At 37.0% G+C, this 15,715-nt stretch carries 9 protein-coding genes; 1 reads left to right on the top strand and 8 read right to left on the bottom strand.

Annotated elements, in window-relative coordinates; translation table 11 throughout:
• Nucleotides 1-260: 260 nt before the first annotated feature.
• The 8 genes from D1Z92_RS01370 to D1Z92_RS01335 form a co-directional block, all read right to left on the bottom strand.
• Nucleotides 261-2,042, bottom strand: a complete 1,782-nt coding sequence (locus tag D1Z92_RS01370; RefSeq protein WP_128893843.1) for an ABC transporter ATP-binding protein — start codon at nucleotides 2,040-2,042, stop codon at nucleotides 261-263.
• Nucleotides 2,043-2,248: 206 nt separating this feature from the next.
• Entirely contained in the window at nucleotides 2,249-2,962 is a 714-nt protein-coding gene (deoD, locus tag D1Z92_RS01365; protein WP_128893842.1) for a purine-nucleoside phosphorylase, read from the bottom strand.
• A gap of 214 nt (nucleotides 2,963-3,176) precedes the next feature.
• Nucleotides 3,177-6,296: an MMPL family transporter gene (locus tag D1Z92_RS01360; RefSeq protein WP_164931388.1), complete on the bottom strand. Its 3,120-nt coding sequence runs from the start codon at nucleotides 6,294-6,296 to the stop codon at nucleotides 3,177-3,179.
• Between the two features lie 267 nt (nucleotides 6,297-6,563).
• Nucleotides 6,564-7,526 carry an ABC transporter permease gene (locus D1Z92_RS01355; protein ID WP_128893840.1) on the bottom strand — a complete coding sequence of 321 codons (963 nt, stop codon included), beginning with the start codon at nucleotides 7,524-7,526 and terminating at the stop codon, nucleotides 6,564-6,566.
• Entirely contained in the window at nucleotides 7,526-8,599 is a 1,074-nt protein-coding gene (locus tag D1Z92_RS01350) for an ABC transporter permease (protein ID WP_128893839.1), read from the bottom strand. Before D1Z92_RS01350 ends, D1Z92_RS01355 begins: the two co-directional genes overlap by 1 nt.
• A gap of 6 nt (nucleotides 8,600-8,605) precedes the next feature.
• Nucleotides 8,606-10,129, bottom strand: coding sequence for an ABC transporter ATP-binding protein (locus tag D1Z92_RS01345; RefSeq protein WP_128893838.1), 1,524 nt, complete (start codon nucleotides 10,127-10,129; stop codon nucleotides 8,606-8,608).
• A gap of 162 nt (nucleotides 10,130-10,291) precedes the next feature.
• Nucleotides 10,292-11,362: a BMP family lipoprotein gene (locus D1Z92_RS01340; RefSeq protein ID WP_128893837.1), complete on the bottom strand. Its 1,071-nt coding sequence runs from the start codon at nucleotides 11,360-11,362 to the stop codon at nucleotides 10,292-10,294.
• A 504-nt stretch (nucleotides 11,363-11,866) separates the two neighbouring features.
• A complete protein-coding gene (locus D1Z92_RS01335) occupies nucleotides 11,867-12,907 on the bottom strand; it encodes a BMP family lipoprotein (protein WP_128893836.1) in 1,041 nt (346 codons plus the stop codon).
• Between the two features lie 850 nt (nucleotides 12,908-13,757).
• Here D1Z92_RS01335 and htpG point away from each other — a divergent pair.
• Nucleotides 13,758-15,614: a molecular chaperone HtpG gene (gene htpG / locus D1Z92_RS01330; protein ID WP_240666529.1), complete on the top strand. Its 1,857-nt coding sequence runs from the start codon at nucleotides 13,758-13,760 to the stop codon at nucleotides 15,612-15,614.
• Nucleotides 15,615-15,715: the final 101 nt, after the last annotated feature.

Below are 15,715 nucleotides of genomic sequence, written 5' to 3'. Positions count from 1 at the left end.
GCTAACAAATAAATAAAAGCTCATTAAACTTATTATTATGAGCCCTCAATACCTTACAAAATTTGTTTTATCCTTTGGATGTATTTTATAACGAACAACAGACTAGAGTCAATACGTTGTACACAAAAAAATGTTAAGTCTTTATTAAAACACAAACAACCTCTTTCCATCCATTCACATGATTGGTGTACGGATGTAAGGAGGTTGCTCTTATGTCATAACGTATATATATTACTTATTTCTGCTTTTATTATCACATTTTATGACCGATTATACACAGAAGGCTTGCGCTTGTCATTGTTTAAATTTTGCAAGTTATATAATTTTGCATAATCGCCTTTTTGCTGCATTAATTGCTGGTGCGTACCTTGTTCCACAATTTTTCCATCTTGTATATACACGATATTATCTGCGTGTGTGATCGTAGAAAGACGATGTGCAACAACAATCGTCGTGCGATTCTCCGCTAACTTTCGCAAAGATAGCTGGATTTGCTGTTCTGATTCTAAATCCAATGCTGAAGTCGCTTCATCTAGAATAAGAATGCTTGGATTTTTCAAAAATACTCGTGCTATGGATATTCGCTGCTTTTGACCACCAGAAAGTTTCACACCTCGTTCACCGATTTCCGTGTCATACCCTTGAGGTAAGTCGGTTATAAAATCATGCGCACTAGCCAGTCTTGCGGCTTGCAGCACTTCTTCTTCGGTAGCACCTGGTTTACCTAATAAAATATTATCACGCACACTCCCGCTAAATAAAATATTATCTTGCAATACCATTCCCATTTGCTTTCTTAAGCTCTGCATCGTTACTTGTTGAATATTGTGATGATCGATATGAATACTCCCAGATTGAATATCATAGAATCGAGGCAATAACGAAACTAGCGATGATTTTCCTCCACCACTTGCTCCAACTAACGCAACGGTACTGCCTGGTTCAATCGTGAGCGACACTTGTTTTAAAATCCAATCTGTGTCCTTGTTGTATTTGAATTTCACATCGCGCAATTCCACTTTCCCTTTTACATGTCCAATCTCATAAGCATCTTGAGCATCTTGTAGATCATATGGTTCTGACATAAATTCAATGACACGTTCCAGTGAAGCTGTACTTTGAGTTAGTACTGTGGAAGAATTCACGAGCCTGCGAAGTGGACTGTACAGTCTATCCAAATAACCGAAGAAAGCAACTAGTGCACCAATGCTCAACCCTTCATAAATAGCTAAATAACCACCGTATCCGATGACGAGTAATGGAGCAATGTCTGTCAGTGTATTAATAATGGAGAAAGTAAGTGCATTCCATCTTGTATGTGCTAATGCACTTTTGAGGAAATGACGATTTTTAGATTTGAACTGGTTCATCTCATGAGGTTCTAGTGTAAAACTGCGAATGATGGGAATACCTTGTATTCTTTCATGTAAGTAAGCTTGTATTTCTGCTAATGCTTGCGAACGATTTTTCGTAAGGACTTTCAACCTTTTGTACAAGATTTTTACTGCTATCGCGTATAGAGGGAGTATCATAATGGCCACTAAAGTCAAAGACCAATTTAAATAGAACATGATACCTAAAGCAATGGTAAGCGTAAACAAATCTAACCAAATGTTCATTAAACCAATTTCAACTAAGCTTTTTGTTTGCTCTACATCATTAATAAAACGAGATATAATTTCTCCTACTTTTCGATTTTGATAATATTTTATCGAAAGTTTTTGAATATGTTCATATAACTTATTTCGAATATCAAACAGTATTTTGCTCGTTACGAGTTGGGCAAAATATTGTCTTATGTATTCTACAGGACCTCTTACAATAACAAATAAGGCAAGACCGATCACGACGACCGTAATGAGCTGCTCCAATTTTTCAGCACTACTCAATGTGTCAGCCAACAACACATCATCCACTACGTATTTCATCAGTAATGGCATCATCAGTGGAATAGCAAATTTTATCATACCAATGAATAGCGTAAGGAGGATGAGTTTTCTATATGGCTTAACAAATTGATAGTATGTTTTCAAATTATCCATGTATGTATTCCTCCTATTTCGTTATGTTGCTGGTCCTATGTACGGACACACCTACACCGCATCTATTAGAAATGAGGCAGACCCTAGTCTAACCATCGGACCCACCTCATCTATAGTACAACATCTTCATTCCAATCTTTGAATGTTTTACACTTTTAACGTTTTTAGCGATTTCCATGCTATTAACGCTTACACTACACTTATGCTTAGACTAATCCAGCTACCGTATCTAATGCAACTTCCATCATATCATTAAATGTCGTTTGACGTTCTTCAGAAGTTGTTTCCTCACCCGTTACCAAGTGGTCACTTACCGTGAGAACAGACAACGCATGTACACCAAATTTAGCTGCAAGGGTATACAATTCTGCTGTTTCCATCTCCACACCCAAAATGTTGAATTTGGACATGAGGGCTAATCTTTCTTCGAAGTTGTCATTGTAGAATGTATCACTTGTGAACACATTACCTACTTTGGCATTTAAATTTTTCTGTACTGCTGCTTCATAAGCTCCTTTTAGAAGCGTAAAGTCAGCTGTCGGAGCATAGCTCATACCGTTAAAACGAAGTTGATTCACATTAGAGTCTGTAGAAGCACTCATTGCAATAATAACATCTCTCACCTTAATGTCTTTTTGAACTCCACCGCAAGTCCCTACGCGGATTAAATTTTTAACCCCGTATTGTTGAATAAGTTCGTTAACATAAATAGACGTGGAAGGCACACCCATGCCTGTACCTTGCACGGAAACTTTTTTTCCTTTGTATGTTCCAGTAAATCCAAGCATACCACGTACTTCATTGTAGCAAGTTGGATTTTCTAAAAAGGTTTCTGCAATATATTTAGCTCGAAGTGGATCCCCCGGTAATAAAATACTTTCTGCAATTTCTCCTTGTTTTGCACCAATATGAATACTCACTGTTATTCCTCCTGTAATGTAAATGTGGACAACTATTATTGTAAGTGAAACCGCTGTCAATTGCAAAGCCTGTATCAGTGTATGCCATACAATTTTCAATACTAAGACAAGCTTTTCACAAAGGATTCAAAATCAAACGTTGCTTTGTACTGTAGCGATGATGATGTAAAAAAGATATATCTCACACTATGAAAGTAGAGATATATCCTGTGATTTATCGTTGGAAAGGCCACCAATTTGCTTTACCGAATAGTTTGATCATAACTGGTACGAAGAAAGGTAAGATAATCAAAGCGTACAATAACAAACCTGTAATCACTAGCGTTGCGATTTGCATCAATGAATTGATGCCAGCAGCATACATTGCAGCAAATGTACCACCAAGGATTAAGGCAGCAGATATGATAACCGTTCCCATACTCGTCATGGATAAAAGAATGCCTTCTTTTACTGGTCTATCTTTGTATTCTGTAAATCTTGACATTAAGAATATGCTGTAGTCAATGCCTAATGCCAGTAGAATAACAAAAGCGTAAAATGGCACAGCCCAGTTCAATCCTGTTTGACCTAATAAATTTACAAAAATAAATTCTGTAAATCCTAGTGAAGTGAAATAACAAAGCACCAAACCTAAAATCAAGTAAATTGGAGCTACGATAGAACGAAGCATAACCACTAATATCAAGAATAGCCCCGTAAAAATAAAGATGGCGGTTTGTCTAAAGTCTGATTTCGAAACAGTTGATAAATCAGAGAAGATAGCCGATGTTCCACCTATGCCAAATTCAGCTTGCTCCAATGGAGTATTATTTGACTCAGATTCAATGATGTCTTGAATGACTGGAATCAAATTTAATGCTTCTGTTGAATACGGGTTAATATCAAATATCACCTGTAATTCGAACGTCTGACGATCGGATGTGAAATATGCATCCAGTAGTTGTTGGAATTGTTCATCCTGCAATGCTTCTTCTGGAATATACAATCCCGAATCCGCACTAGATAAATTTTCTAAATACGTCTGGGCTTCTGTTAATCCTACAGATATCTGTTCTAAACCTTCCGCACTTTGTCCTAATCCTTCTGCTAATTGAAGGGATTGATTGTTTGCATCTTGTAATCCCGTTAATAACTGATTTTGTCCGCTTTGCACCTCATTTAAGCCTCCAGTTAGCGGAGAAAAACCGTTATAAATATTTTGCTGACCTTGTTCTGCTTGTTCGAAACCAGCTTGTAATTGCGCAAAGCTTTCGTTAAATTGCTGCAATCCTCCAGCAAGTGCAGCTGCTCCTTCTGCTAGTGGGGTAAACCCTTGATTAGCTTGATCTATTCCCCCCTGTATGGTGCTCAACTGAGTATTTAAAGTAGCTATTCCTTGTGCTAACTCACTCGTTCCTGCTTGTAGTTGTTGTACCGTCGTTTGAATGGTAACAAAATCTGTATCTGATGCTAAATCCGAATTGTTACTTATTAAATTGGAGAAATTTTGACTAAGCCCACCTAAGGTCTGACTCACTCCAGTTAGCTGTGTAGCTATCGACTCATATTGCGTTAACAATTGACCAATTCCTGAAGAGAACTGACTGTAACTGTCCTGCAATTGACTAATGCTAGTGGAAATTTGTTGCGCACTACCTACAAGCGTATCTAGCGCCGTCTTCGCTTCCGCCAATCCTAATGTGCCTTGCTCTAATCCTTGTTGTACTTGCAATACCCCACTACTCAAACTATTCAAACCTTGCTGTACTTGAGTAGTACCTGCAATCAATTGTTCAACACCTGCAACAGTTTCATCCATTTGTGGCTGAGAGGATTGTAATTGCGTACTGGCATCATTCAAACCCGTACTGATTTGATCCATTCCACTCACTGCTTCCGTTAAACCGTCGTTAAACTGTTCTACTTGATTCGTAACTTTAAATTGCTCTAACGGTTCGCCAAGCGGTCTCGTTACCCCTCTTACCATTTCTACACCGTCTAAATCTGCAATTTCTGAAGAAATCTTCTCGATTACTGCTAAATGATCTGCGGAATCCATCGGGTTCTCATCATGAAAAATAACATTCGTCATCAATGCTTCCCCTGGACCGAATGCTTCTTCTATTAAGTTAAAAGCGATAACAGACTCATAGTCGTCCCCTATTTCCGTTAGTGCATCATAAGAACGCAAGTCTTGATTACTGATAATAAAAGGAACCGTAATGACTGCTACGATTAACAAAGAAAGAATAGATCTGGATAAAGAGAATTTCCCAAGCTTATTCCACAATACACTATCTTTATGTTCTAGTTTCCCTCTTGCTGGCCAGAACATTCGCTTGTTTAATATCGCCATAAAAAAAGGCATAATAGTGAACAACGCAAGTAAGAGTACCGTAATACTCACTGCATTAGCTACAGAAGAACGATATAAACTGAATTGGGAGAAGCCCACTGCCGTAAAACCTACAAGCACAGCTATACCACTGTAGAGCACAGTCTTACCTGCTGTCATATACGTAGTGACAATCGCTTCTGCCACATCATCATTTTTAGATAATTCTTCTTTAAATCTGCTTAAAAGTAAAATACAATAATCTGTCCCTATTCCAAATAATATAGCCACCATGAAGTTTTGCGTAAATGTAGACACAGGAAAGTTAACGCCATCTACTAGAAAGGCTACGATGGAATGTGCTGTAAGGTAACTTAGTGCAACCGTAATTAATGGAATGAACGGGGTGACGATAGAACGAAATACAATGAGCAAAATAACAACGATAATAGCCACTGTAAAACCTTCTGTTTTTTGCACTCCGTTTTGTGCGCTTTTAATATTATCCTCTTCTATGAAAGGATTTCCAGTAAAATAAAAATCACTGCTAGTCACCGGCTCAAGTGTGGTTAACATCAATTCTTTTACTTCGTTGACATCTTTACCTTCAAACTGAGCGTTTACAGGCAACAGCAAGGTAGTACCATCTTCACTAAGCAATCTATCTTTTAATTCTGGATATTCAAAATATGTAACAATATTGGAGAGACCATACGCTTCTTGGTTTTGCTTCATATTTTCTGTTGCTTGTTGTATTTCCGACAACTGACTTTCAGAAAGGGCTTGTTCTGAATGAAAAACAATGACAAAATTTCGATAGCCACTCTCTCCCTCTGTCATATAATCCGTTAATCTAGCTGCATCCGAGGATGTATAACCTTCTGGAACGTTAATCTGACCTTTCTCCCTCACTAAATCTGTAAAATTTGGCATCGTTAACATTAGCACTGCCAAAATGACAATCCATATCGGTAAAATAAACCACTTTAATTTGAGCACAGCTCTTATCATACTACTCATTATCATTCCTCCATCCCTTCCAGTTCCTACACTATGTTTTTGTTTGTATGTTATGTATGCTACTGCACTTTATGCATCATCATTTACGTTTCTTTATTATACCATCTTACCGGTGTATAAAGGAAAAAATCCTTCACTCCATTACTGTGAAGGATTTTAAAATGATTCTTTGTGGCGTAAACTTGTTTCTGTTTATTTCTTCATCTTATATTAAGTTGGATGAACTTATTCAACCAACTTATTACTGAACTACCTGTAACCTGTATGCTATCGCTTACCAGCATCGTAGGGCTCACCAAGTGCTTTTGGAGGGTAAGCTTTACCTACTAGACCAGCTAGAACGAGAATCGTAAGTACGTATGGCAGCATGTACATAAATTCCTCTGGAATACCACTTGACCATTCATACAACTTCACGACATTCGTCATATTCTGTGCGATACCGAAGAAAAACGCTGCTCCTAATGCACCCACAGGATGCCATTTACCAAAGATCATAGCGGCTAAAGCGATAAAACCTTGTCCAGATACTGTATTTGCCGCAAAGCTAGACGTTGTCGTTAATACTAACGTCGCCCCACCTAAACCAGCAAGTCCACCACTGATCATAACCCCTAAATATCTTAACGTAAATACATTGACACCAACAGTATCAACAGAACTAGGATGTTCCCCTGCTGCTCTTAAGCGCAGACCGAACGGCGTTCTATATAATAAGTAAAACGTAATTAATACAATAATCAATGCGATATACGTAGTTGGATAGGCTTTAAACAATGCCGTACCGATAAACGGTATATCAGACAAATATGGAATTGAAACTTTCGTTAACATAGCATCATTTAATGTATCCGTTTGTGCAGAATCAAAGATCAATTTAACTGCATATACCGTTCCACCTAGTGCCAACAAATTAATGACAACACCACTGACAACTTGATCTGCCTTAAACGTAATCGATGCGACAGCATGAATCAGTGAAAAAATGACACCGAACAAAAAGGCTGCGAGTAAAGCTACATATGCTGAAAATCCTCCTAAACCTGCTGCTTCCGCATAATACGCAGTAACACCTGCGGCAAATGCACCAGTAATCATTAAACCTTCTAAACCAATGTTAATGACACCAGATCGTTCTGAAAAAATACCACCCATTGCTGTAAAAATTAACGCTGTTGCGAACACAAGTGACTGGTTAGTAATGGAACCTAACTGAGCTAATATTTCCATTAAGATGCAGCTCCTTTCTGTTTTCTTTTTGCTTTAAACGGTTTGATGATTAATTTGAAAATTCCGTTTGCAGCAACAAAGAAAATAACGGATGCAATGACGACATTAATAATTTCATTTGGCACACCTTCGACGTAGTTCATGCCGCCACCACCAAATTTTAGAGAACCAAATAAAGTAGCTGCGAGCACGATACCTATTGCTCCGTTTCCACCTAATAAGGCAACCGCGATACCATCAAATCCAAGTCCAGTATAAGCAGCTGCAATCGTCTGTGCGTCAAATAGTCCTAAAGAACGAGTAGCCCCAGCTAATCCAGCTAACATTCCACTAATGAACATCGCTTTAACGACATTACTGTTGACATTAATCCCAGCATTTTTAGCAGCATGATGATTCAAACCAACTGCTCGAAGTTCAAATCCTTGCTTTGTTTTCCATAAAATAATGTAAAAAGCAATAACTGCAATCAATGCAATGATTAAACCTAAATCTACCCTTGCTCCATCAAAAAGATTGGTCATCCAGTCCGTTCTTAACGAAGCGCTATCTTCGATTTTATAAGAACGAGCGGTACCTGGCTCTAAATAAAACGCTTTGATTAAATAATTCCCTAAATAAAGCGCAATAAAGTTTAACATAATCGTCGTAATAACTTCATTTACACCTCTACTCGCTTTCAAATATCCAGCAAGTCCACCCCATAAACCTCCAGCCAAAGCAGCAGCAATGACAGACAGTGGCATATGCACAAACCAAGGCAAATACCCAAATTCAATACCAACAATCGTTGCCGCAGTCATACCTACAATAAGCTGACCTTCCACACCGATATTGAACAATCCTGTACGAAAGGCAAATGCAACAGCAAGTCCTGTCAAAATTAATGGTGTAATATTGGCAATCGTTTCCCCTATGTTATATCTTGAGCTGAAAATTTCACTAACTAATGCATTGTATGCCGTTATGGGATTGTACCCACCAGCAAGCATGACAATGGCTCCAAACATAAGACCTAGGAAAATAGAGACAATGGGAACAACGATAGATTGTTTTGCAAAAATTTTATTCATTATACTCTACCCTTCCTTTGTCAACTTTTTACCCGCCATCATTAAGCCGAGTTCTTTATCATTCGTTTCTTCTGGGTAAACCTCACCTATGATCTGGCCTTCATAAATGACAAGTATGCGATCTGACACTTGTAATATTTCTTCTAATTCATAAGAAATTAATAATACCGCTTTGTCTTTGTTTCTCTCTTCAATAAGTTGAGAATGTATAAATTCTATTGCACCTACATCTAGCCCTCTCGTAGGCTGGGCTGCAATAAGCAATTCCGGTTGCAAGTTAATTTCCCGGGCAATGATTCCTTTTTGCTGATTACCACCAGATAAAGATCGCGCTTTATCGTAAATCGTTGGTGTTCGAACATCAAACTGCTCAATTAATTTCTTCGCATATTCATCTACTGCTTTGTAATCCAAAAATCCATTTTTATTAAACGGCTTTTTGTAATACGATTTTAACACCATGTTTTCCGTCATCATAAAGTCCAATACTAAACCATGCTTATGTCGGTCTTCTGGTATATGAGCAACGCCACTTTCTGCAATTTTTCGTGGATTCTTGTTTGTAATGTCATGGTTGTTAATCGTAATTTGCCCACCGTTAATCTTTCTAAGTCCAGAAATAGCTTGTATTAATTCAGACTGTCCATTTCCATCTACACCTGCAATACCGAGTACTTCTCCTGCTTTCACTTCAAAACTAATATTATTTAAAACGTTTACATTTTTTTCGTTCTTCATGGAAACGTTATTCAATTTCAATATTGGACCTTTAGGCTGGGCTTTTTCCTTTTCACGCTCAAACGAAACTTGTCTACCCACCATTTTTTCCGCTAGTATTTCTGGTGACGCATCTTTCGTTGCGATACTCCCAATGCCTTTTCCTCTACGGATAATCGTTACCATATCACAGATTGCCATGATCTCTTTTAATTTATGCGTAATTAAAATAATCGATTTCCCTTGTGCCACCAAATTTCTCATGATGTCTAGTAACTCATCTATTTCTTGAGGTGTAAGCACGGCTGTAGGTTCATCAAAGATCAGAATGTCCGCTCCACGGTAAAGTGTTTTTATAATTTCAACCCGTTGCTGCATACCAACGGAAATGTTTTCTATTTTGGCATGTGGATCTACCTGCAAACCGTATTGATTAGAAATTTCCTCTACTTGCTTGACGGCCTTCTTATAATTAATACTTCCGCCAGTAGTCGGTTCACTACCTAAAATAATATTCTCTGTTACTGTAAATGGCTCTACTAATTTAAAATGTTGATGCACCATCCCAATGCCTAATTCAATTGCTCGATTAGCATTGTTAATGATTTCTTTTTTTCCATTAATTCGAATCTCGCCCTCGGTTGGCTGATACAATCCGAATAAAATATTCATCAGTGTAGATTTTCCTGCACCATTCTCACCAAGCAAAGCGTGGATTTCACCTTTTTTAAGTTTCAAATTGATGTTGTCGTTTGCTACTATGCCTGGAAACTTCTTCGTAATATTCAACATCTCAACGACATAATTACTCATGTAATCACCTAATTATCGATTTTTTAAGGAGCATTGGATCTTTAGGATAAAGACAACATAATGCTATAAGTTCATTGTCTCAATGGTAACAAGGCCAGTTTTCCAACTAGCCTTGTTTATACTTTCACTTAAAACCACAGTTTAACTATTAACGGATACGATTTATTCGTATGCTGATGGTACAGTAATTTCACCAGAAACAATTTTTTCTTTGTACTCTTCTACTTGTGCAAGAATTTCATCCGTAATATTTGGATTTTCTTCTGGTAAACCAACACCGTTTTCTTTTAATCCAAGTACGATATGGGATCCACCTTCGTATTTGCCTTCAACTAAATCTGCAGACACTTGATATACTGCTTCATCTACTTTTTTAATCATAGAAGTTAATGTGACTTCATTTCCAAATTCGATAGACTGATCTTTATCTACACCAATAACCCAAACGTCTTGTCCGTTCGCTTTGCGTTCTTTAGCTTCTGTAAATACACCATTTCCAGTTCCACCTGCTGCATGGAAAATGATGTCTACTCCACTGTCAAACATCGTTGCAGCAGCATTTTTACCAAGATCTGCTTTATCAAAAGCGCCCGTGTAGTTTTTTTCTACTTCTGCCTCTGGGTTAACCGCTTTCACACCTTCTAAGAAACCAAGTTCGAAATTTTTAATAACAGGGATGTCTACTCCACCTACGAAACCAATTTTATTGGTGTTAGTCGTTAATCCGGCAACAACCCCAACTAGGTAAGCCCCTTCATTTTCAGAAAACGTTACAGAAACAATGTTTGGAATGTCTTTTATTTCATTATCAATAATCGCTAATTTAGCATCAGGGTTTCTTTCAGCAGTTTCAATAATAGCATCTGCCATGTTAAATCCAATACCCCAAGTTAAATCTTTGTCTTTTATCATTTTATTTAAATGTGGGATGTAGTCTGCATCTGAATCACTTTGCAAGTATTTTGGCTCTGCCGTTCCAAGATCAGCTTCCAACTTATTCAAACCTTCCCATGCACTTTGGTTGAAAGATTTGTCATCCACGCCACCAACGTCTGTTACCATACCGAAGCTAATATCCGATGCACCTTTATTTTCCTCTGTTGCATCTTCTTCCATGTCACCGCTACCATTTGTGTCGTTCATGTCCTCTTCATCTTCCGCTTGACCGCAACCAGCCAACACAACGGAAAAAACCAGCATTAATGCTGATAAAGTTAAAAGAAACTTTTTCATTGCCCATTCCCCCTAATAAATATATGTTTTTTTCAGACTTAAGTCTTAAGACATAAGTCTTTTACAGGAACATTATACATGCTACACATCTGTTGCACAATATTTTTAAAGCGATAATATTTTTACCATATTGCTGAGCGGTTGTAAAAAGAATAATCTAGTAATGGATTGAGAAAAAAAGCAAAATGATAAACGAAAATAGAACAAATTTGTCTTACACTTGTTACTTTATTCCTTGGTATTCATCATTTGTTCACACTTATTCGTATCCACTTCTGCTTCTTAACTTTTATAGTTCCATTTATGTACCATGCAGCAAATTTCATGACAATGATATGAAATTACGCTTACGCTTGCTTATTATGGTATACAACGTTTCTACTTATGCACTTTATACAGTAACGTTACAGTTTATTAACATTCATGATGATGACATTTCATCTGTTTTTGTCAATAACATAAAATGACAACAACTTATGAACAGCTTCTATTTTTAGCAATTTATTACTGTTCCATTTCATATGCAGATGGTACAGTGATTGCCCCAGAAATAATCTGTTCTTTATATTCTTCTACTTGTTGAAGAATGTCTTCTGTAATATTAGGATTTTCCGTAGGCAGACCTACTCCATTTTCTTTCAATCCTAATACAATATGAGATCCGCCTTCGAATGTACCGTCAACGAAATCAGAAGAAACTTGATATACTGCTTCGTCCACTTTTTTCATCATAGAGGTTAGTGTGACTTCATTTCCAAATTCTAATGCTTGGTCTTTATCAATGCCGATTACCCATACGTCTTGTCCAGTTGCTTTACGTTCTTTTGCTTCAGTAAAAATGCCGTTTCCTGTAGCTGCTGCCGCGTGGAAAATGATATCTACTCCACTATCATAAAATGTAGCTGCTGCTTGCTTACCCAAATCTGCTTTTTCAAATGATCCCGTATAGTTAGTTTGTATTTCTGCATCAGGATTCACTGCTTTTACCCCTGCAATAAAGCCAGTCTCGAAGTTTTCTATTACTGGAATTTCCATTCCACCTACAAATCCAATTTTATTACTTTTTGTAGTTAAACCTGCAACAACACCCACTAAGTAAGAACCTTCATTTTCTGAGAACGTAACAGATACAACGTTTGGTACATCTTGTATTTCAGCATCAATAACGGCAATTTTTGCTTCTGGATTTTGTTCCGCCGTTTCTTTCACTTCATCTGCCATGTTGAAACCAATACCCCAAGTAAGATCTTTATCTCTCACCATTCTATTCAAGTGTGTAATGTAATCTTCTTCAGAACTACTTTGTAAGTATTGAGGTTTTGCTGTTCCACGCTCTTCGTACAGCTTATTCAAGCCTTCCCATGCACTTTGGTTAAAAGACTTGTCGTCCACCCCAGCTGTATCGGTTACCATTCCTATCTCTACATCTGAACTAGCCCCTGTGCCTTGATTCTCTTCTGATTCATCATTGGACTGACCACAACCCGCCAAAACGATGGCGAAAATCAGCATCGTTGCTGATAAGGTCAAAAGAAATTTCTTCATCACTGATTCCCCCTTAAAATGTAAGCTTATTGATTCAGCTTCGATTTGCAGAACATATTATACATGCTGTGTAACGGTTATACAATTTTTTTAAAAATTTAATGTTTTGGATTTGTTATGTAAAAAATGATTGATGATTCTATATATAAGTTGATGGAACAAGTTCACTCAACTTATTATAAGATGAAGAAATGATGGAACACATGTTTACGCCTCGGTTGCCAGGCGTAAAGGTTATCATATTGTGATTTCTTCATCTTATGTTTAGCGGTAATAAGTTGATGGAACAAGTTCACTCAACTTTATATAAGATGCAGAAATGATATTACATGTTTACGCCTCAGTTGCCAGGCGTAAAGGTTATCATATTGAGATTTCTTCATCTTATGTTTAGCGGTAATAAGTTGATGGAACAAGTTCACTCAACTTTATATAAGATGCAGAAATGATATTACATGTTTACGCCTCAGTTGCCAGGCGTAAAGGTTATCATATTGAGATTTCTTCATCTTATGTTTAGCGGTAATAAGTTGATGGAACAAGTTCACTCAACTTATTTATTAATATTTGAAAGATTTTCTTTCTTTATGCAAATTTTCCTCCACATCGTGATATCTTTTTAGCAAATACATGATACATCTGTGACAATAAAGCGTGTGCTTTTTGCTTTCATCTCACAAGCTTACATTGACTTTATTGTTGATATATGGTATTTAGAATATGTTGCTTTATTATGTATTACCTAAGTTCTAGGCAATATAGATCATTTGAAGCAAAGTATAAAATTAAAGGAGAGATTGAGGTGCCAGAAATTAAGAAGTTTGAAGCAGAATCGAAAAGATTATTAGAAATGATGATTAACTCCATCTACACTCACAAAGAAATTTTTCTGAGGGAGTTAATTTCCAACTCGAGCGATGCAATAGATAAAATTTACTATAAAGCACTGACAGATGATACGATCACTTTCAATAAAGAGGACTATTACGTTAAAGTATCAACCAACCAACAGGAACGCACATTAACGCTTACAGACACTGGGATTGGAATGAATAAAGAAGAGTTAGAACAAAATCTCGGAACGATTGCAAAGAGTGGTTCTCTCGCATTTAAAAACAACAATGAAATAAAAGATGGACACGACATCATTGGGCAATTCGGTGTTGGTTTCTATTCTGCTTTTATGGTAGCTGATCAAGTCACCGTTACGACAAAACCATTTGCTAGTGACGAAGCTTATGTTTGGGTGTCTGAAGGTGTAGATGGATACACCATTGAAACAGGGCACAAGGACGAAGTAGGCACGGAAATTGTACTAAAAATAAAAGAAAACACTGAAGATGAATCTTACGATGAGTATTTAGACCAACATAGACTGCAAGCTATTATTAAAAAATACTCTGATTTCATTCGCTATCCGATCAAAATGGATATCACAGAACAACATCCAAAAGAACAGCCAGAAAATGCAGATGAAAACACTGAACCAGAATTTATTGATGTAACAGAAGAAAAAACAATCAACAGTATGGTTCCAATTTGGCGTAAAAATAAAAGCGAATTAACGACAGAAGATTACGAACAATTTTATAACGAAAAACATTACGGGTTCGATAAGCCAATCAAGCACGTACATATTAGTGTAGATGGAGCCATCCGTTACAACTCCATTTTATTTATTCCTCAGCAAATTCCATTTAACTATTACTCTAAAGAGTTTGAAAAAGGTTTAGAGTTGTATTCCAATGGTGTGCTGATTATGGACAAGTGTGCTGATTTACTACCTGACTATTTTAGCTTTGTAAAAGGAATGGTAGATTCTGAGGACTTATCCCTCAATATTTCAAGGGAATTGTTGCAACACGACCGTCAGTTGACTTTGATTGCAAAAAATATTAAAAAGAAAATTAAAAGTGAATTGCAAAGCTTGTTGAAGGAGGATAGAGAAAAATATAACGAGTTTTTCGAATCCTTCGGTCGCCAATTAAAATACGGTGTATATAGCGAATACGGTATGCATAAAGAAGACTTGCAAGACCTTATTATGTTCTATTCTTCTACGGAGAAAAAGATGGTTACGCTTGCTGAATATGTAGAGCGCATGCCAGAAGAGCAAAAATTCATTTATTATGCGACTGGTGAAAGTAACGAGCGTATCGAAAAAATGCCACAGACGGAATTAGTAGCAGACAAAGATTACGAAATACTTTATTTCACTGAGGACATCGATGAATTTTCTATCCAAATGCTCATGAATTACAAAGAAAAGCAGTTTAAATCTGTTTCTAGCAGTGACTTAGGGTTAGAGTCTGAAGAAGAAAAGAAAGAAGCAGAAACAGAAACGGATGAGAACAAAGAACTATTTGCAGAAATCAAAAACATCTTAAGTGGAAAAGTTTCTGATGTCAAAGTTTCTAAGCGTCTTAAAACTCACCCTGTATGTTTAGCTGCCGCTGGAGATGTTTCCATTGAAATGGAAAAAGTATTGCAACAAATGCCGGACAATCAAAATGTGAAAGCAGATAAAATACTTGAAATCAATACACAACATGAAGTATTCGAAAGTCTTAAAGATTCATTTGCAGGCGATAAAGAAAAGTTTGCGCTATATGCTAACTTATTGTACAGCCAAGCGCTTCTTATTGAAGGCTTACCACTACAAGACCCTGTCGCTTTCTCTAATGATGTTTGTAAAGTGATGGTGTAAATAAACTAGGTTGATGATGCATTTTGCATCTACATGCATATGATGAATGATTGTAATAAAAAAGCTCCTGCCTGTTGTTCTGGCGGGAGCTTTTCCTATTC

Source organism: Longirhabdus pacifica, assembly GCF_004115085.1.
Classification (GTDB): Bacteria; Bacillota; Bacilli; order Paenibacillales; family DSM-105158; genus Longirhabdus; species Longirhabdus pacifica.
The sequence above is the reverse complement of the archived record's forward strand: the minus strand, read 5'-3'. Positions and strand labels throughout refer to the sequence as shown.